We start from the raw sequence: 19,293 nt of genomic DNA on the forward strand, positions 1-19,293 counted from the left end.
AAAATGGAGATAAACGCTATGACATACATGCTTGAAGTATTACCGAGTTTATTAGAAGGATTAAAAATGACCTTAGGTGTATTTATCCTGACACTACTGGGGTCAGTACCATTAGGGATTTTCATTGCATTAGCACAAAAATCACCATTAATGGTCGTGCGTTGGTTAATGAATGCCTATGTTACGATTATGCGTGGTACACCATTGCTATTACAAATTGTTTTTGTGTACTATGGACTTAGCTTAGCTAACATTGTAACTTTACCTCGATTTGAAGCTGCTGTATTAACGTTCGTATTGAATTATGCAGCTTACTTTGCAGAAATTTTTCGTGGGGGAATGCAATCAATCAACAAAGGGCAATTTGATGGTGCGAAGGTATTAGGCTTTAGCCGTGTACAAACGATGCGATACATTGTCTTGCCACAAGTATTCAAGACGGTTATGCCTTCAGTAGGAAATGAAGTAATTAGTCTTGTTAAGGATTCATCACTTGTTTATGTGATTGGTTTGGGTGACTTGATGCGTGCAGGTAATATTGCTGTTGCACGTGATATTACGCTTGTACCATATTTGATGGTCGGTGCATTATACTTACTATTAACAGTATTCTTAACAAGTGTTTTGCGTACGATTGAAAATCGATTGAACTACTATAATTAAGGAGGTCCAACATGTTAGAAATTAAGAATCTAAATAAAAAATATGGAGAACGTGTCATTTTTAAAAACTTAAATTTGACGGTTGAACCAGGTGAAATTATGACCATTGTTGGGCCTTCTGGGATTGGTAAGACGACGTTCTTACGCATCCTTGCTGGATTAATGGCCGCAGACTCAGGTGAAATGCTCTTGGCAGGGCACCAAGTGGATGTGACTGGTAATCGACTAGGCGCCGAAGTCGGTGTTATTTTCCAAGACTTTAATCTATTCCCGCAATATACAGTGAAAGAAAACATTGGTTTGGCACCAAAATTGGTAGCAGGTATGTCTACTGACGAAGTAACAAAAAGTGTCGATACTTTAATGGAACAATTAGACCTCACATCATATCAAGAACAATATCCACATGCATTATCTGGCGGACAAAAGCAACGTGTTGCAATTGCACGTGCTTTAGCAATGCAACCCGGTGTCTTGGCTTACGATGAACCAACATCAGGGTTAGATGAAGCCTCAACTGCGCGTGTTGTTGATGTGATTAAAGACTTGCAAGCACAAGGTGTCACGCAATTAATCGTGACACATGACTTAGCTTTTGCAAATCAATTAAATGGACGTGTCTTTGATTTTGCAACAGATGTTCAACGATAAGGAGGTAATTATGACGACAGAGATGCAGAAAAAGCGCCGTAATAACATCATTTGGAACACCATTTTGGTTCTTATCTTACTGTTAATCGGTGGTGGGCTATGGTATAAAAGCACACAAAAAACTGATTCATGGGTGAATGTTAATCAACGTCAAAAAGTCGTTATCGGATTAGATGATACCTATGTGCCTATGGGATTCCGTGATGATAAAGGACACTTAATAGGCTATGACGTTGAATTAGCTGAAGCAGCCTTTAAAAAATTGGGCCTAGTTGCTGATTTCCAAGTCATTGATTGGTCAATGAAGGAAACTGAATTGATTACTCAACATATCGATGTTATCTGGAATGGGTACACAAAGAATGCTGAACGTGAAGAGAAAGTGGCCTTTAGTGACCCATATCATGAAACACAACAGGTTTTGCTTGTCCGGGAGAATGGCGTAAAAAACATTAATGACATGAAGGACAAGCAGTTAGGCGTCCAAACGGGATCTGCTGGTTTGACGATTTTCTCAGCTGAACCTAAAGTTTTGAAAGACAAACTGAAGCATAAGCCAATTCAATACGATACGTTCGACAAAGCAATTAATGATTTACAAGTTGGTCGATTAGATGCAGTGTTGATTGATGAAGACTATGCGAAGTATTACTTGGCGACTGAAAAGTTAAACGCCAAGTTAACAACCCTTGCGACGAATTACTCAAAGGATTCGTATGGGGTGGGAATGCGTAAAGAAGATAAAATTTTACGTGAAAAATTAAATAAAGTATTAGCAGAATTAAAATCGGATGGTACAGAAGCACGTTTAGCTGAAAAGTATTTCGGTAAATAATTCATATAATAAATGTCTGATGATAAAAGCGACCTTTGGTCGCTTTTTTTATTGGAATGGGCTAAACTGAGAGTACATTAAGACCTTAGATGGCGGAGGAATATTATGAAAAGCGATATTCAAATTTCAAAAGAAGCAACGTTATTACCAATTGATCAAATTGCACAAAAAGCCGGCCTAACAATGAATGAATGGGAACCTTACGGACGCTCTAAAGCTAAGGTTTGGTTAGATGATGAACGTGAACAAACAGCAGATATGGGGAAGTTGATTTTAGTGACTTCTATCAATCCAACGCCAGCTGGAGAAGGAAAGTCAACCGTGACCGTTGGGTTAGCAGATGCTATCGCCAAAGAGCACAACACAATGATTGCTTTACGTGAACCTTCATTAGGCCCTGTTATGGGGCTGAAAGGTGGCGCCACCGGGGGTGGTTACTCACAAGTTATTCCAATGGATGAAATTAACTTACATTTTACAGGGGACTTCCATGCCTTAACTAGCGCGCATAATACGTTAGCGGCATTGATTGATAATCATCTATATCAAGGCAATGAACTACGTCTAGATCCTCGTCGCGTTCTATGGAAGCGCGCCTTAGACGTTAATGATCGTGCTTTGCGTAATATTACAATTGGTCTTGGTGGACCAACCAGTGGTGTTCCGCGTGAAGATGGGTTTGATATTACGGTTGCGTCAGAATTGATGGCTATTTTGACGCTATCTAAGACATTAGATGAATTACAAGCACGAATTAACAAAATTGTGATTGGTTATACGTATGATAAAGAACCAATCACAGTTAAGGAGTTGGGGGTTGGTGGTGCGTTAACAGCATTACTAAAGGATGCCTTGAAGCCTAATTTGGTGCAAACAATTGCGCACACGCCAACGCTTATTCATGGCGGCCCATTTGCCAATATTGCACAAGGAACGAATTCAATTTTGGCCACACGAACGGCGTTGAAGCTGGCCGATTATGTTGTGACCGAAGCTGGTTTTGGTGCAGACTTGGGTGCAGAAAAATTCCTAGATATCAAAGTGCCTTTGCTAGAGAAGCATCCTGATACGATTGTGATTGTTGCAACAATTCGTGCCTTGAAGATGCATGGTGGTTTGGCTAAAAGTGAATTGACAACCCCTGACTTGGCAGCGCTAGAAAATGGATTAGCCAACCTAGGACAACATATTAAGAGTATGAAGCGTTATGGTGTGCCAGTTGTGGTAGCCATTAATCAATTTACTGCCGATACAGATGCTGAAATGAAGTTAGTTAAAGAATATGTGGCACAATTTGATGTTCAAGCGCATGTCGCTGATGTTTGGGGACAAGGCGGGGATGGCGCCACTGAACTAGCGTCCGCAGTTGTTAAGGCAACCAATCAACCAGCTGACTACACACCGTTGTATGCTCGTGATGCACCAGCTGAAGAAAAATTACAAACAATTGTTGAAACCATTTATGGTGGTGCGAATGTTGAATTATCAACGAAAGCGCAACGTCAATTGAAAGACTTTGCCAAGTATGGTTGGGATAAATTACCGATTGTTGTTGCTAAGACGCAATATTCATTGTCAGATGATGCTAATCGTTTAGGTGCCCCAAAGGATTTTACAGTTCATGTTCGTGAATTTGTTCCTAAGTTAGGTGCCGGTTTCTTGGTGGCATTAACAGGAAATATTCTAACAATGCCAGGATTACCAAGTGATCCAGCTGCAAACCATATTTCAGTTGATGCACATGGTGAAATTGACGGTATTTTCTAAGCAATTGTCAGCCGAATTGACTTTGAGCTAAACAATTAATTGATTTAAAATAAGACTGTTTTAACGATGACATAAATAAAAGACCTCGTAGAATCTGGCCGGTTAAGTAATCGACAATTCTATGAGGTCTTTTATTTATTAGAATGGTTTAACGATGATTAGTCGCGTGAATTAGTACCAAGAATTGTAGAAAACAGGCATTTTAATGGCAATGGGGACGTAACGAACATACAGCATTTCACTAGCCTCCAACCACATTACTGCTAAAAACCAGCCAGCTAAAATATCACTAAAAGCAACATTTGGTTGGAAAAGGCTGTACAACATCGTGATAAGCCAAGCCACAACCCAAAAGCTTGCTAATCCCCAACGCCAACGCTTACGTAGGATTGTTAATTCTGGTTGTATAAAAATAACCCAGTAAGAATAAATCAAAGTAACCCAAAAAGGAGCATGAGCTGGATAAGTTAAGCTTAATCCTGCAACGTGATGAGGGATGATTAAGTTAACTAACGAAAGTACAATGAATCCAGCAGCGCTTGTAAAACCAATCCAAGCGGCAGGAATTTTGAACTTAAATCCCCACAAAAAGAATGCCATGAGGAAGATAACGATAAAGGCAAGGAACCCAGTATTAAAACTGTAAATGATGTTGAATAAAAAATTGATCAATTTAGGTAGCATTTTTGTGTTCAACTGTGCGGTAACTGTGTCAAGTAAACTAATCCAAGGATTGTGGAACAACATAAAAAGCGTCAAACTAACAAAGCTGAACGCGCTCAGGCCTAATAGCCATTTTTGTGTTTGTAAGTTACGAATGATCATGACTAACTCCCTAACGAATAGTAATTATATTTAGTTTAAACCATTAAAGGGGTTTATAATTAAAAATACAGAGTTTATTAAACACTTTTTGAGGGAGAAATTATGATTGAACAATTAATTATCATGTTAATCACAGGAATCGCAGCAGGGATTTTTGGGTCTTTGTTGGGATTAGGCGGTGGCATGATTGTGACGCCAATTTTAACTGTTTTTCTGGGAGTTGATATAAAAACGGCGATTGGAGCTAGTATTATTGCAGTTATTGCGACTAGTTCAGGATCAGCGATTGCCTTTTTGAAGGACGACATCGTGAACTTACGTGTTGCAATGTTTCTGGAAATATTTACAACTATCGGAGCGTTGTTAGGGGCAATTCTTTCTGGATATATGAAGGCGACATGGTTGTTCTTTTTATTTGGAGCCTTATTACTCTTCCAAGTCTGGAACATGATTAATAAAATTCGACATCCAAATACAGATGCCATTTTAAATCGTAAAGATCCTATTGCAACTAAATTGCAGTTAAATGGTGCTTATTATGATAAACAACAAAAAGAAACAATCACCTATACTTTGGAACACGTACCAGCTGGATCAAGTGTTATGTTTGGGGCAGGGATTGCATCTGGTTTGTTGGGGATTGGATCCGGTGCGTTTAAAGTAATGGCAATGGATGGTGTGATGAAAATGCCACTAAAACCATCATCTGCTACATCTAATGTGATGATGGGAGTTACGGCAGCTGCCTCAGCTTTAGTATATTTCTTCAATGGTTTGTTACAACCCTTGATTGCAGTGCCCATGGCATTAGGTGTGGTTGCAGGTGCTGCAGTTGGGTCACGCTTGATGCAATATTTACCAGCCAAGCTGTTGCGTTATATTTTTGTGCCGGTTGTCTTAATCATGGCGATTCAATTATTAATGAAGGGATTCGGTCTATAATAATGAAAGAAACACAAGAATCTTTACAATTAATGGAAAAGCGAATTGCAGTTATCATGCGAATTGGTGTGGGGATTGCAATGACGCTGATGATTATTGGTTTGGTTATGTTCTTATGGCAACCAATTACGTTTACCGATACCTCCGTTTCAGCAATTTGGATAAATATGTGGCAAGGTAATGGTGTGGCATGGATGATGATGGGGTTGTTTGTTTTAATTCTAACGCCCGTGTTACGAGTTATCAGTACAATTGTTTATTTTATGCACGCAAAGGATGTAACATACACGATTATTACGACAATTGTATTGTTAATTTTGATTATTGGTATGTTTTATGGCGCAATGCATTAAGGTTGACTTTAGTTCAAGAGCCATGCTATATTCAGTATTGTAAATAAATGAATAGAGGTTGCAGTCAACAAGAGTAATCGATCAAACCGGTGGGTAATGCGATTGATGAAAGGGGCGATTGCCGAAATGACAACATGACAATGTTGTTCGTTGGTCCAAACATTAACAGTGGTTGGATTGTCGCAAGAAATTGCGGAGCGCTATCGATGATATACTATAGGAATGAAACCCTTAGTTTATGCGCTTTTGTATAGACTAAGGGCTTTTTTATTAGCTTATTGGGACAGTGCCTCACATAAAATGGAGGGAAGAAAGATGGAAGAACAAGTAAACAATGGCGAGCTAAAGCGTACGCTTAAGACACGTCATCTATCAATGATTGCACTTGGTGGAACGATCGGAACAGGATTGTTTGTGGCATCAGGAGCAACAATTTCTCAGGCTGGCCCATTAGGTGCCTTAGCAGCTTATGCCATCACAGGGGTCATGGTTTACTTCTTAATGACAAGTCTAGGGGAAATGGCGACGTATATGCCAGTATCTGGCTCATTTTCAACTTATGCCGATCGTTTTGTTGATCCAGCGTTTGGATTTGCGATGGGGTGGAACTTTTGGTTGAATTGGACGGTCACAGTAGCCGTAGAAGCGGCAACTGTGGGTGTGGTCATGCGTTATTGGTTCCCGGATATTCCGACTATCATTTGGTCTATTGGTGTTTTGGTCTTAATCATTGCGATTAACTTGCTTTCAACAAAAGCTTTTGGTGAAGCTGAATTCATGATGGCATTAATTAAAGTTATTGCGGTGCTAGTATTTTTGGCTGTTGGATTTGCCATGATTTTGGGAATTATGACATACAAGCCAGATGTTACCCACAATTTGAGTGCCGGATCACATGGATTTGTTAATGGTTGGAATGGTATCTTGGCCGTGCTAATGGTTGCAGGATTCTCATTCCAAGGAACTGAATTCGTTGGAATTACAGCGGGTGAATCTGAGACACCAGAGACATCAGTTCCCAAAGCAATTAAGCAAGTCTTTTGGCGAATTCTACTATTCTATATCCTATCAATCTTTGTTATTGGATCTGTGATTTATTACACAGACTCTTCATTATTAAATGCGAGTGAAAGTAATGTTGCTGTATCACCCTTTACTTTAGTATTTGAACGTGCCGGATTAGCAGGGGCTGCATCTATTATGAACGCAGTTATTTTGACATCAGTTATCTCAGCCGCTAACTCAGGTTTGTACACATCGTCACGAATGCTTTACTCAATGTCTCGTGAAGGGATTGCCCCTAAGTTCTTTGGTAAGTTAAATGTTGGGACAGGAATTCCTGTGCCTGCTTTGATCGCAACGGTATTCGTTAGTTTGTTGGTGTTCCTAACAAGTGTTGTAGGCGAGCACGTTTACTTATACCTTGTGGCAGCATCAGGTTTGACTGGTTTCATTACGTGGATTGGAATCGCTATTTGTGATTATCGTTTCCGCCGTGCTTTTAAAGCACAAGGCCATGACATCTCAGAATTGCACTATCATGCGAAGTGGTTCCCATTAGGACCAATCTTGGCACTGGTTATGTCTGTAATCATTGTCATGGGACAAGATGTTGCTTCATTCCAAGGAGCAATTAGCGAATGGAATTGGCAAGCAATCATCACGACTTATGCAGCTATTCCAATTTTCCTTGCTTTGTATTTCGGATATAAGGTGAAATATCGAACAAAGTTGCGTCCTTTGACAGAAGTTGATTTAGAAACTGACGCACGTCCATTTAAAAAATAATAAAAATAAGCACCTTTCCAGCCGGAAAGGTGTTTAATTTTTTAAACAAAAAAATACGAAAAAATTGTAAGGGGTTACATTCTAAAAACCTTGTGATTGCCTGTATTAAAACGTTTCGAACTGGTGTACAATAGGTTTTAGTTAATACTAGAAATTGAACCAAAAAGGAGATTTTTCAAAGATGAAAAAGACGAAAATTGTTGCAACCCTTGGCCCTGCCAGTTCTGATGTCGAAACGATTGCTAAGCTTGTAGAAGCTGGTGCAAACGTTGCACGTATGAACTTTTCACACGGTGATCACGAAGAACACCTAGGACGTATGAACGCTGTCCACGAAGCTGAAAAGATGACTGGTAAGACTGTTGGTATCTTGTTGGATACTAAGGGTGCCGAAATTCGTACTACTGTTCAAGAAACAGGAAAGATCGAATTCAACATTGGTGATGTGGTACGTATTTCAATGGATTCTTCACTAGAAGGAACTAAGGAAAAGGTTGCCGTAACTTACGCTGGATTGTTCGATGACGTTCAAGTTGGTGGACACGTATTGTTTGACGACGGTAAGTTGGACATGGTCATCACTGAAAAGGATGACGCAACTCGCGAATTGGTTACTGAAGTACAAAACCACGGTTGGCTTGGTTCACGTAAGGGTGTTAACGCACCTGGTGTATCAATCAACTTGCCTGGTATCACTGAAAAGGATGCTGAAGACATTCGTTTCAGTTTGAACGCAGGAATCCAATACATCGCCGCTTCATTCGTACGTAAGGCTGCGGACGTTTTGGACATTCGCGAATTGTTGAAGGCTGCTGGTAAGGAAGAAGTAATGATCTTCCCTAAGATCGAATCTCAAGAAGGTATCGACAATTTCGCCGAAATCTTGGAAGTTTCTGATGGTTTGATGATTGCTCGTGGAGACATGGGTGTTGAAATTCCAGCCGAAAACGTGCCTTTGGTACAAAAGAAGTTGATCCGCATGATGAACAACGCTGGAAAGCCTGTTATCACTGCGACTGACATGTTGGACTCAATGCAAGAAAACCCACGTCCTACACGTGCGGAAGCATCCGACGTTGCCAACGCCGTATTTGACGGAACTGACGCAACTATGTTGTCAGGTGAATCAGCTAACGGTGCATACCCAGTTGAAGCTGTTGCTACTATGGCACGCATCAACGAAAAGGCTGAATCAGCTTTGGCAATCAACGGTCGTCACTCAGCTGACTTCGAAATTGACAACGTAACAGAAACTGTTGCTGCATCAGTTGCGAAGGCTGCTAACTCATTGAACGTTAAGGCTATCGTTGCCGCAACTAACTCTGGTTACACAGCTAAGTTGATCTCAAAGTACCGTCCAAACGCTGACATCTTGGCTATGACATTTACTGAAGAAGTACAACGTTCATTGACAATTTACTGGGGTGTTCAACCAGTTATTGCAGAACCAGTTGCAACTACTGACGAAATGATCGAATCAGCTAAGAAGACTGCTCTTGAATCAGGATTGGCAGAAAAGGGTGACACAATCATCGTTACTGCTGGTATTCCTGTTACAACTTCAGGAACAACTAACTTGATGACTATCGTTACAATCGACTAATTATCAAGCTATATAAAAACCACCTAACTTTGGTTAGGTGGTTTTTTGTATGTCTTATTCGTGCTAAGATAGTAGCAATTAAAACAACCGAAAAAGAGGATGAAATCCATGAATTGGCAAGAAGTAACAGTGACAACACAATCTGAATCTGTTGAAGCAATTAGTAATATTTTGATGGAAGCGGGTGCAGAAGGTATTCAAATTGAAGATGCAGCTGACAAGGATAATTACGAACCAGCTGATGAAACAGTTTGGGTGGAATGGGACAAGCTTGATCGCTTAGAATCTGGCGCAGTAGTATCAGGATTCTTCCCTGGTGACATCCAAGTGCGTGAAATGTTGGATGAACTACGCGTTAAGGTATTGGGATTAGCTGAATTTGGTTTAGATCCTCTACCTGGGACTGTTCAAATGGCGGATGTTAAAGATGAAGATTGGGCGACTGAATGGCAAAAATACTATCATCCAGTACGTATCACGCGTGATCTAACTGTTGTGCCTAAGTGGGAAAAGTACGAAGTTACAAATGCAGACGAAAAGTTGATTGTCTTGGATCCAGGTCTAGCCTTTGGAACTGGAACACATCCAACAACACGTTTGATGTTGCAAGCGCTAACATTTGTGATGCGTGGTAATGAACGTGTCTTGGACGTTGGTACTGGATCAGGTGTTTTGGCCATTGCAGCCAAGCATTTAGGTGCTGATTACGTCTTGGGAACGGATATTGATGAAGTTGCAGTTCGTTCAGCGCAAGGGAACTTGGACTTGAACCCAGTTGCTGAAGACATTGACGTACAAGTTAGTGATCTATTGAAGGATGTTGAAGAAAAAGACTTTAATGTGGTAATTGCCAACATGTTGTCAGAAGTCTTGTTCCCATTGATTCCAACATTGCCAGAAGTATTGCTACCAGGTGGTACATTGTTGTTGTCAGGAATTTACGAAGATAAGATTGAAGCGATTAAGGAATTGTTGATTGCACAAAATTATACAATCGATGAAATCTTGCAAGCCGGACCGTGGTTTGGTGTGATTGCACGTCGCTCAGTGGAGGGTTAACATGCAACGCTATTTTTTGACGGAAGAACCAGCGGATCAACGCTTTGTTTTGCCAGAAGATATTGCACATCATTTCATGACAGTTTTACGTGGTGAAGTTGATTCGCAAGCTGAATTTGTTTTACCTGATCGCCAGCGTGTTGTCATTGCAAAAGTTGTTTCTGTTGATGGTGAACAAACCACGATGGAGATTGTCTCTGAACGCCAAAGTGATGTTGAATTACCAGTGGATGTGACTTTAGTATTAGGTCTAACTAAGGGTGATAAACCCGAATTGGTGGTTCAAAAAGCAACAGAATTAGGGGTTACAAACATTGTGTTTGTTGAAACAGCTTGGTCTGTTGTGCGTTGGGGCATGAAAGTTGATAAGAAGTTAGCCCGTTTGAATAAAATTGCTCAAGCAGCTGCAGAACAAAGTCACCGTTTGCACATTCCGGAAGTGACGTATGTGCCAAAGATTTCAGCATTAGAATTGCCAGAAGGTGAACGTATTGTCGCTTGGGAAGAAAGTGCGAAACAAGGTGAGGCAAGCCAACTAGTTAAATCATTACAAGGTTTAAAAGCGGGTAGCCATTTAACAGCATTGGTTGGACCTGAAGGTGGTTTGTCACCTGAAGAAATGACGGAATTAGCGGCATTAAACTTTAAGCCAGCTGGATTGGGACCACGTATTTTACGTGCTGAAACGGCGCCCTTATATATCTTGAGTACCGTAAGCTTTGCGCTAGAACTAGAGCGCTAAATTACAGAATAAGAAGACGTTATCAATTGATAACGTCTTTTTTTTGTATATTTGAAATTTCATTAGATATGATTGAGTATTCTTAACAAATAACAGGGTTTATTTAAGGTTTTATCTCCCACCAAGGAAACTGATGGGCTGAAATACGCCGTTTAAAAGGGTTTTAAAGGAGTTGTTAAGCTTTTTCTCTACTCTAAAGAAAATCTTAATAATTCTTAAGGAATTGAGTGGAAAGCCGATATGACGGGCTTTATCAAGTGGTATACAGATGACACATTGTGGTGGGTGGTGGGGAGTGGTGGTAGAAAGTGGTAGAAAGTGGAGGAATGTGGTAAATTATTACTATTGAAACATGAGAAAGAGTAGCATTGGGATCAAACTGTTATCACTGACTTTGAAAGGGGGACTTGGGCGATGTTCATGGGAACGTATCAACACACAATCGACACGAAAAATCGTCTAATTATCCCGGCAAAGTTCCGTAATCAATTGGGAGATTCCTTTGTTGTGACACGATGGATGGATCATTCATTACGTGCCTACACCCAAGAGGGATGGATTGAATTCTCAACGAAGCTTCGCAAGTTACCCGAAACAAATGCACAAGCGCGTCAATTTAAGCGTTTTGTGCTGGGTGGTGCGCAAGAAGTCGAGTTCGATAAACAAGGTCGCATTAATTTAGCGCAAAATTTGCGTCAATATGCGGAGATTGAAAAAGAAGCAACAATATTTGGATTGGGTGAAGACTCATTCGAAATTTGGAGTGCTGAACGTTGGCAAGATTATGAAGATATGACGGCAGACAACTTTGATGCTGTGGCAGATAGCTTGGATGGCTTGGACTTCTAACTCATTTCAATATTAAAAGGTAAAAAAGGTAAATAAATGGCAGAATTTGATCACACGACAGTCTTGTTACACGAGGCAATTGATAATTTGAATGTACAACCAGATGGTACTTATGTTGATGCCACACTTGGTGGTGGAGGACACTCAGGTCTCTTGGCAAGTCAATTAACAACTGGAAAGTTGTGGAGCTTTGATCAAGATATTACAGCGATTCGTTACAACCAAGAAAATTTGGCTGATGAATTAGCTGCTGGGAAGATTGATTTTATTCAAGATAACTTCCGTAACTTGGCTGCTGATTTGGCAGAGCAAGGTGTGTTTGGAATTGATGGAATTGTCTATGACCTGGGTGTTTCATCACCGCAATTCGATGATGGACAACGTGGTTTTTCATATAACTACGATGCGCCATTAGACATGCGTATGAATCAAGATCAAGAACTAAATGCGCGTACAGTTGTGAATGAATGGTCATTCCATGAATTGCTACGTATTTTGAGTCGTTATGGTGAAGAAAAGTTTGCGAAGCAAATTGCACGTGCGATTGAACGCCAACGTGAAATTGCGCCAATTGAAACAACGTTTGAATTGGTTGAAGTGATTAAGTCAGCAATTCCAGCGCCGGCGCGTCGAACTGGTGGTCACCCAGCTAAGAAGAGTTTCCAAGCAATTCGTATTGCGGTTAACGATGAATTAGGTGTGGTTGAAGATTCATTGCAACAAGCTCTAGAGATCTTGAACGTTGGTGGACGTATTGCAGTGATTACTTTCCATTCATTGGAAGATCGTTTGGTTAAGACAATGTTCAAGGAAAAGACAAGTATTCCAGAATTACCAGCTGGGTTGCCAATTATTCCGGATGAAATGCAACCAGATTACAAGTTGGTTTCACGAAAGCCGATTTTGCCTGGCGAAGTTGAAATGGCTGAAAACCACCGTGCTCATTCAGCTAAATTACGTGTAATCGAACGTTTACGATAAAAAAATAATGTCTATCTAAATAATCTGATATAGCGAGAAAGGAACAGACGATGGCTGCGATTCCACAATATAAAACAAATCCAACTCCAAAAAATCAACCGCTTAAAAAGCGTCATGTGCAACGTAAATATGCGGCGCCTAAGTGGAATTTAATGGACAAGGTAATGGCAGGCGCAGTAGGTCTGACCATTCTATGCATGATGTTGTTAGTTATTTCGATGGCTGATAGAGCCGCATCAGCAAACAACACATTATCAATGACAACGGCTCAATATGACAAACTTGAAAACGAAAATAACGACTTGAAGCAAGAGATCAATGATTTATCTAGTCCTGGTCGTTTAGAGAAGATTGCCAAGAAGTATGGCCTATCAATGCAGAACAATAATGTTAGGAATGTAAAATAAATGGCAGATAAAAAACGGACACCTAAAAATCAATTAGATCGTAATAGTCGCAATGCAGGGAGAATCCTAGTATTGGCCATGCTACTCGTCTTAATTGTATTGGGTGGCCGTTTTTCTTATGTAGCCATCACACAACAGGTGCGTGGTCATGACTTAGGTAAAGTAACCCAAAAAATTTATCAGAATCAAAATATTGATCGTGCCCGACGAGGAACTATTTTTGACGTCGATGGGAATGTGATTGCCGAAAATTCAACGGCATACACAGTTATTGGAGTAATTGATGAACGTCAAGTTGGTTTGGATGGATCAAAACAATATATTGCACCAGAAGATGATAAAGAAGTTGCTAAAAAAATGGCCAAGATTTTAGGTGATAAACCTAAGTACTATGAAAATATCTTGACCGATGGACGAAAGAATAAATTGAGTCAAGTGCAATTTGGTGTACGTGGCCAAAGCTTGAATGCCTCTAAGTATAAGGCACTTAAAAAATTAGATATTCCAGGAATTGACTTTTCAAATAACCTAGTACGTTTTTATCCAAATGGTTTCTATGCATCAGATTTAATTGGAATGGCGCAAAAGAAAGAAGACGATAAGACCGGTATTAGCCAATTGAAAGGAACAATGGGAATTGAAGCGAATTGGGATAAAGACTTGTCAGGTAATGATGGTATTAAAACAACCAACATGCCAAAGAACGAAGAAGCCAAATTGCGTAATGCTGCCGCAGAAAGCGGACACGATATTTATACAACGCTAAACAGTAACTTACAAAAGTTATTGGAAGGGCAAATGGACAAGCTAGCGAAGGAAACAGTCCCATATTCTGCTACTGCAACTGTGATGGATACACAAACTGGAAAGATTGTTGCCCAAACACAACGTCCTAGTTATAATCCAGAAACTGGAAAAGGAATTGGCGATTTGTGGTCCAATGAATTGGTTGAAGCCCCATATGAACCAGGATCAGTTATGAAGGGGATTATGGTAGCTGCCGCAATTGAAAACGGGACTTGGAAACCCAATGATACATTCGCCTCTGGTCGTTTACGAATTGGTGATAAAGTCGTGAATGATTGGAACGAAGGACAAGGTTGGGGGAGAATCACTTATAGTGAAGGTCTAGCTCGCTCATCTAACGTTGCAATGGCAAAAACCGTAGAGAAAATGGGAGCTGATGTCTGGCGTGATTATATTGATAAATTTGACTTTTTGAAGTCAACTAATTCCGGTTTAACAACTGAAGAGGCTGGAAGTATTCAGTATAAGTATCCCATTGATCAAGCAAGTACAGCCTTTGGACAAGCCATAGCTGTTACACCAATTCAAATGTTACAAGCTTATTCAGCCATTGCAGGGAATGGAGAAGTCCTGAAGCCACAATTTATTGAAAAAATTGTTAATTCAGAAAAAGATGAAGTCCTATTTCAAGCGAAGCGTCAAGTTGTGAGTCATCCGATTAGTGAAAAAACTGCTAAAGCAACTCGTAAGCAATTAGAAGATGTTATTTATTCACCGGCTGGAACTGGTAAGGAATATGCAATTCCGGGTGTTCGTACGAGTGGTAAGTCGGGAACGGCCCAAATCTCTACAGCCAATGGATACAGTATGCCTGGAGATACATCTAATGAAATTCATTCATGGATGGGGATGGCCCCAGCTGATAAGCCACGCTATGTCATGTACATTGTGGTTAAGAAGCCAACCAAGAATGGTGGTAATATCAATAAGTACTTAGCAGATGTATTTGTGCCCGTTATGCAACGTGCCTTAACGATGTCAGAGGATGATAATAAAATTATTGTCAGCAAAGACCAAGAATTTAAGGTGCCAAATGTAACAGGTCTGGGGACAAATGAAGCAAAGAAAGTATTAGAAAAATCAGGATTACAATCAGTGGTGATTGGTGATGGACCAACGGTTAAACAACAAAATCCACCGGTTGGGCGTAAAACGTTGGCAAATCAGCTAGTTGTCTTACAAACAGACAGCAACTCAGTGACCATGCCGGATATGCGTGGTTGGTCTAAGAGTGATGCTCTTGCTTGGGGAAAATTAGCAAATTTGGAAATCCGAACCAAGGGTGAGGGATTTGTCACCAGTCAGTCAATTGATGTTGGGACAGAACTGGATGATAGCGTTAAAGGAATTGCAATAGAATTGAAAATGCCTAAGGGTAATTAGAGGAGTAAATGATGGTTGTTTGGATGATTGGTTTATTAGTTGGTATTGTGGCTTCATTAATTGCGGTACCAACAGTTCGTGAATATTTTAAGAAGAAAAAAGTTGAGCAATTAGTGATGCGTACTGGTGAATTTGGACCAGATCATGCAGCTAAGGCTGGAACACCAACAATGGGTGGTGTTGCATTTATTGCGGTTGTAGTTCTTGGATACATCGTTGTTGGATTTATGACAAAGTCATATGATGCGACAGCTTGGGCAACCTTAAGTGCTATTATCTTGTATGCAATTGTTGGTGCGATTGATGATAGTGTTAAGATCTTCAACAGTCGTGATGAAGGCTTGCGTTTCATTCCTAAGTTGAGCGTTGAAATTATTGCAGCAGTATTAGCTGTTGGTATCTTATACGTAAATGGATTTGAATTTAGTTGGCCAATGCCATTTGGTCTAGATCCAATCCAAAACATTGCGCTATACACAATGCTAGTGATTGTGTGGCTAGTTGGTTGGTCAAATGCAACTAATCTAACAGATGGACTTGATGGATTAGCAACAGGGGCAAGTATCATTGCCTACACAGCCTACCTAATTATTGCGATGCAATCAGGTAACGCATCAATGATGTTGCTAGATGCTTTGATGATTGGTGCATTACTAGGATTCTTTATGTTTAATCATTATCCGGCATCTATCTTTATGGGTGACACAGGGTCACTTGCCCTAGGAGCCGGGTTAGCATTGAACGCGATTGTATTGCACGTTGAATGGTCATTATTGTTGATTGGGATTGTTTTCTTTGTGGATACATTGTCGGTGATTATCCAAGTTGGAAGTTTCAAGCTACGTGGTAAGCGTGTTTTCTTGATGACACCAATTCATCACGGATTTGAAAAGGGTGGTCTAACAGGAAACGTTGAGAAGCCATGGAACGAATGGCAAGTGGATGCCTTCTTCTGGGGAATGGGCTTGCTAGGGGCAATCGTCTACTTCGGATTATTCCACTAAGCTACTAGTCAGAAGATTTAAACCGGGAGGAAACTCCCATACATATTGTACGATCGCCTGAATTATTGGGAAGTATGCCAGGCATTCCAGAGGACTTAGCCTCTGTACATACAGAACTCACTACAGAGAAAGGATGTTAAAGAATGATGAAAGCATTGGTAATTGGATTTGCACGTTCAGGTGCCGCCGCTGCGGCATTGTTACAAGCCGAAGGTGCACAAGTCGTTGTATCTGATCCTAAATTAGACGCAAATGATGACAAGGTAAAAGAATTAGAACAAGCCGGGGTGGTCTTTACAACAGAACAAACAGAAGATTTGTTGGAGCACGTAGACGTTGTGGTAAAAAATCCTGGAATTCCATACCATATTCCTATTTTACAAGCGGCAATGACTCGAAACATTCCGATTGAAGTTGAAGTGACTCGTGCCCAAGCCTATATCAAGGGACCGTGGATTGCATTGACTGGTTCAAATGGTAAAACAACGGCTACTAAGATGATTGCCAGTGTACTTGAACGTAATGCAGATGCAACACATCCAGTTAAGGTAGCGGGAAATATTGGTACACCGGTCAGTGAATTAGCAAGAACGCTGTCTGCAGATGATACATTGATTACGGAATTGTCATCATTTCAATTGATGGCAATGCCAAATGCACAACCTAATATTGCGGTAATTACAAACATCTTTTCATCACATCTCGATTTTCATGGTACGCGCGATGAATATGTTCGTGCTAAGTTGAACATTACAATGCATCAAAAGCCAACGGATTTCTTAGTGATGAATTATGACCGTCCAGAATGGATTGAGATGGTGAAAGAATCACCGGCACAAATTGTGCCATTTAGTCGTCAAAATGTAACCCAAGATGGAGCGTATCAATTGGATGGGCGCCTATACTTCCGTGATGAGATGATTATGGACGCTGATGAAATTGGTGTACCAGGTGATCACAATATTGAAAATGCATTAATTGCGATTGCGGTTGGTAAATTGCGTGGTGTTGACAATGAAAAAATTGCGAGTGCTTTACGTCAATTTGGTGGCGTTGAACATCGTTTGCAAAAAATTGGCATTTATGAAGGATGTACGGTCTTTAATGATTCGAAAGCAACTGATATTGAAGCAACCGAAAGCGCATTGTCTGGCTTTGAACAACCGGTAGTATTGCTAGCAGGTGGCCTTGATCGCGGAGACGATTTAATGCGCTTAATCCCGGCAATGCAAGGGAAGGTGAAACAAATGGTTGTCTTTGGTCAAACGGCAGAGCAATTGATCACCGTTGCCGAAGCGGCTGATATTAAAGTCGTGAAGACACAGGATGTCACAACTGCAGTACCATTAGCTTTTGAAAATAGTCAAGCGGGGGATGTGATCTTACTATCACCGGCAGCAGCTTCATGGGATCAATATCCAAATTTTGAAACGCGTGGTGATATGTTCATTGACGCAGTTAAACAATACGTAAAATAGAAAGGAAACATTATGCGAATTGTAGTATCAGGTGGTGGAACCGGAGGGCATATTTACCCAGCCCTAGCAACAATCAAAAAAATGCAAGAGCGTGATCCAGAGCTAGAAGTACTATACATTGGTGGTGAACGTGGTCTTGAAAAAGATATCGTTCCTGCAGCAGGTGTTAACTTTAAAGCAATTGCAATCCAAGGATTTAATCGTTCAGCGGTGCTGGATAACTTTAAGACAGTTAAGTTATTCTTAGCAGGAACAAATAAAGTTCGTAAGATGCTCCGTGAATTCCAACCAGATGTTGTGATTGGAACAGGTGGTTATGTTTCTGGGCCTGTCCTATATGCGGCGCAAATGTTGAAAATTCCAACGGTTATTCATGAGCAAAATTCAGTGGTCGGTGTGACAAATAAGTTTTTGTCACGTAAAGCGACCAAAGTCGGTGTAGCCTTTCCGGCGGCTATGAGTGCTTTTAAAAAGGGACAAGCCACAGTTGTTGGTAATCCACGTGCACAAGAAGTCGTTGAGGCAGGTGGAGATTTTGATTGGAACGCATTAGGTCTTTCAGAAGATTTGCCAACCGTCTTGGTTTTTGGTGGATCACAAGGTGCATTGAAGTTAAACCGCGCGATGTTGGATTCAGCAGTTCGCTTTGCTGAACGCGATTACCAAGTTATTTTTGCGACAGGAACAAACCGTTTTGAAGAAGTAACGGCTGAGATTTTGAACGAAGAAATTACCATTCCAGCAAATATGTCAATTGTGCCGTACATTAGTAATATGCCGGCATTGATGCCGTTGGTTGATTTGGTTGTCGGTCGTGCTGGAGCAACAAGTTTGGCGGAACAAACAGCGCTGGGTAAGCCTATGGTTTTGATCCCAAGCCCATATGTGACGAATGATCATCAAACGAAGAATGCCCAAAGCTTGGTCCAAGCTGGTGCAGCAACAATGCTTACAGAAGCTGAGTTAGCGGGTGATACATTATTTGAAGCTGTTGATAACATTATGTCAAACGTACCAACACGCCAAACAATGGCTGAGCAAGCAAAGAAGTTGGGTGTGCCTGATGCGGCGGATCAATTTGCAAACCTTGTTGAATCAACGTTGACAGACTATCAAGCATAAAATATAAAATTATTATTTAGAAAACAAATCGTTAG

The 19,293-nt window shown here is 40.6% G+C and carries 18 protein-coding genes and 1 riboswitch; of the genes, 17 read left to right on the top strand and 1 reads right to left on the bottom strand.

All coding sequences use genetic code 11. The features are described 5' to 3' along the window. Window positions 1-18 precede the first annotated feature (18 nt). The 4 genes from KHQ31_RS01630 (at window position 19) to KHQ31_RS01645 (ending at window position 3,915) form a co-directional block, all read left to right on the top strand. Complete coding sequence (locus KHQ31_RS01630) at window positions 19-663, top strand: amino acid ABC transporter permease (protein WP_213409263.1); 645 nt, start codon at window positions 19-21, stop codon at window positions 661-663. A gap of 11 nt (window positions 664-674) precedes the next feature. Beyond that, window positions 675-1,313, top strand: coding sequence for an amino acid ABC transporter ATP-binding protein (locus KHQ31_RS01635; protein WP_213409264.1), 639 nt, complete (start codon window positions 675-677; stop codon window positions 1,311-1,313). Between the two features lie 10 nt (window positions 1,314-1,323). Further along, complete coding sequence (locus tag KHQ31_RS01640; protein WP_213409265.1) at window positions 1,324-2,148, top strand: amino acid ABC transporter substrate-binding protein; 825 nt, start codon at window positions 1,324-1,326, stop codon at window positions 2,146-2,148. A gap of 105 nt (window positions 2,149-2,253) precedes the next feature. Beyond that, window positions 2,254-3,915: a formate--tetrahydrofolate ligase gene (locus KHQ31_RS01645; RefSeq protein ID WP_213409266.1), complete on the top strand. Its 1,662-nt coding sequence runs from the start codon at window positions 2,254-2,256 to the stop codon at window positions 3,913-3,915. 171 nt (window positions 3,916-4,086) lie between these two features. On the opposite strand, the gene KHQ31_RS01650 is transcribed toward KHQ31_RS01645, so the two are convergent. Next, entirely contained in the window at window positions 4,087-4,740 is a 654-nt protein-coding gene (locus tag KHQ31_RS01650; protein ID WP_213409267.1) for a phosphatase PAP2 family protein, read from the bottom strand. A 102-nt stretch (window positions 4,741-4,842) separates the two neighbouring features. On the opposite strand from KHQ31_RS01650, the gene KHQ31_RS01655 reads away from it, so the two are divergent. The 13 genes from KHQ31_RS01655 to murG all read left to right on the top strand — a co-directional run bounded on the left by KHQ31_RS01655 (window position 4,843) and on the right by murG (window position 19,258). Continuing rightward, window positions 4,843-5,682 carry a sulfite exporter TauE/SafE family protein gene (locus KHQ31_RS01655; protein ID WP_213409268.1) on the top strand — a complete coding sequence of 280 codons (840 nt, stop codon included), beginning with the start codon at window positions 4,843-4,845 and terminating at the stop codon, window positions 5,680-5,682. Between the two features lie 2 nt (window positions 5,683-5,684). Continuing rightward, window positions 5,685-6,035, top strand: coding sequence for a DUF1634 domain-containing protein (locus tag KHQ31_RS01660; protein ID WP_213409269.1), 351 nt, complete (start codon window positions 5,685-5,687; stop codon window positions 6,033-6,035). A gap of 44 nt (window positions 6,036-6,079) precedes the next feature. Continuing rightward, window positions 6,080-6,246: riboswitch (Lysine riboswitch) on the top strand. 89 nt (window positions 6,247-6,335) lie between these two features. Further along, window positions 6,336-7,823, top strand: a complete 1,488-nt coding sequence (locus KHQ31_RS01665) for an amino acid permease (RefSeq protein WP_405196830.1) — start codon at window positions 6,336-6,338, stop codon at window positions 7,821-7,823. A gap of 181 nt (window positions 7,824-8,004) precedes the next feature. After that, window positions 8,005-9,426, top strand: coding sequence for a pyruvate kinase (pyk, locus tag KHQ31_RS01670; RefSeq protein ID WP_213409271.1), 1,422 nt, complete (start codon window positions 8,005-8,007; stop codon window positions 9,424-9,426). Window positions 9,427-9,534: 108 nt separating this feature from the next. Further along, window positions 9,535-10,485: a 50S ribosomal protein L11 methyltransferase gene (gene prmA, locus KHQ31_RS01675; RefSeq protein ID WP_213409272.1), complete on the top strand. Its 951-nt coding sequence runs from the start codon at window positions 9,535-9,537 to the stop codon at window positions 10,483-10,485. A gap of 1 nt (window position 10,486) precedes the next feature. After that, entirely contained in the window at window positions 10,487-11,227 is a 741-nt protein-coding gene (locus tag KHQ31_RS01680; RefSeq protein WP_213409273.1) for an RsmE family RNA methyltransferase, read from the top strand. A 414-nt stretch (window positions 11,228-11,641) separates the two neighbouring features. Then, window positions 11,642-12,076, top strand: coding sequence for a division/cell wall cluster transcriptional repressor MraZ (gene mraZ / locus KHQ31_RS01685; RefSeq protein WP_213409274.1), 435 nt, complete (start codon window positions 11,642-11,644; stop codon window positions 12,074-12,076). 36 nt (window positions 12,077-12,112) lie between these two features. Continuing rightward, a complete protein-coding gene (gene rsmH / locus KHQ31_RS01690; RefSeq protein ID WP_213409275.1) occupies window positions 12,113-13,057 on the top strand; it encodes a 16S rRNA (cytosine(1402)-N(4))-methyltransferase RsmH in 945 nt (314 codons plus the stop codon). 50 nt (window positions 13,058-13,107) lie between these two features. Next, window positions 13,108-13,464, top strand: a complete 357-nt coding sequence (gene ftsL, locus KHQ31_RS01695; protein WP_213409276.1) for a cell division protein FtsL — start codon at window positions 13,108-13,110, stop codon at window positions 13,462-13,464. Beyond that, the gene (locus KHQ31_RS01700) at window positions 13,465-15,654 is read left to right on the top strand and encodes a penicillin-binding transpeptidase domain-containing protein (RefSeq protein ID WP_213409277.1); all 2,190 of its coding nucleotides are present in this window, start codon (window positions 13,465-13,467) and stop codon (window positions 15,652-15,654) included. It abuts the gene before it with no gap. A gap of 11 nt (window positions 15,655-15,665) precedes the next feature. Further along, window positions 15,666-16,658 (top strand): phospho-N-acetylmuramoyl-pentapeptide-transferase, encoded by a 993-nt coding sequence (gene mraY / locus KHQ31_RS01705; protein ID WP_213409693.1) that lies wholly within the window; start codon window positions 15,666-15,668, stop codon window positions 16,656-16,658. Window positions 16,659-16,804: 146 nt separating this feature from the next. Then, entirely contained in the window at window positions 16,805-18,136 is a 1,332-nt protein-coding gene (gene murD / locus KHQ31_RS01710) for a UDP-N-acetylmuramoyl-L-alanine--D-glutamate ligase (RefSeq protein ID WP_213409694.1), read from the top strand. A gap of 12 nt (window positions 18,137-18,148) precedes the next feature. Next, window positions 18,149-19,258 (top strand): undecaprenyldiphospho-muramoylpentapeptide beta-N-acetylglucosaminyltransferase, encoded by a 1,110-nt coding sequence (gene murG, locus KHQ31_RS01715; RefSeq protein ID WP_213409278.1) that lies wholly within the window; start codon window positions 18,149-18,151, stop codon window positions 19,256-19,258. Window positions 19,259-19,293 lie beyond the last annotated feature (35 nt).

Origin of the sequence: Weissella ceti, assembly GCF_018394055.1 — a bacterium.
In the GTDB taxonomy this organism is placed as follows: domain Bacteria; phylum Bacillota; class Bacilli; order Lactobacillales; family Lactobacillaceae; genus Weissella; species Weissella ceti.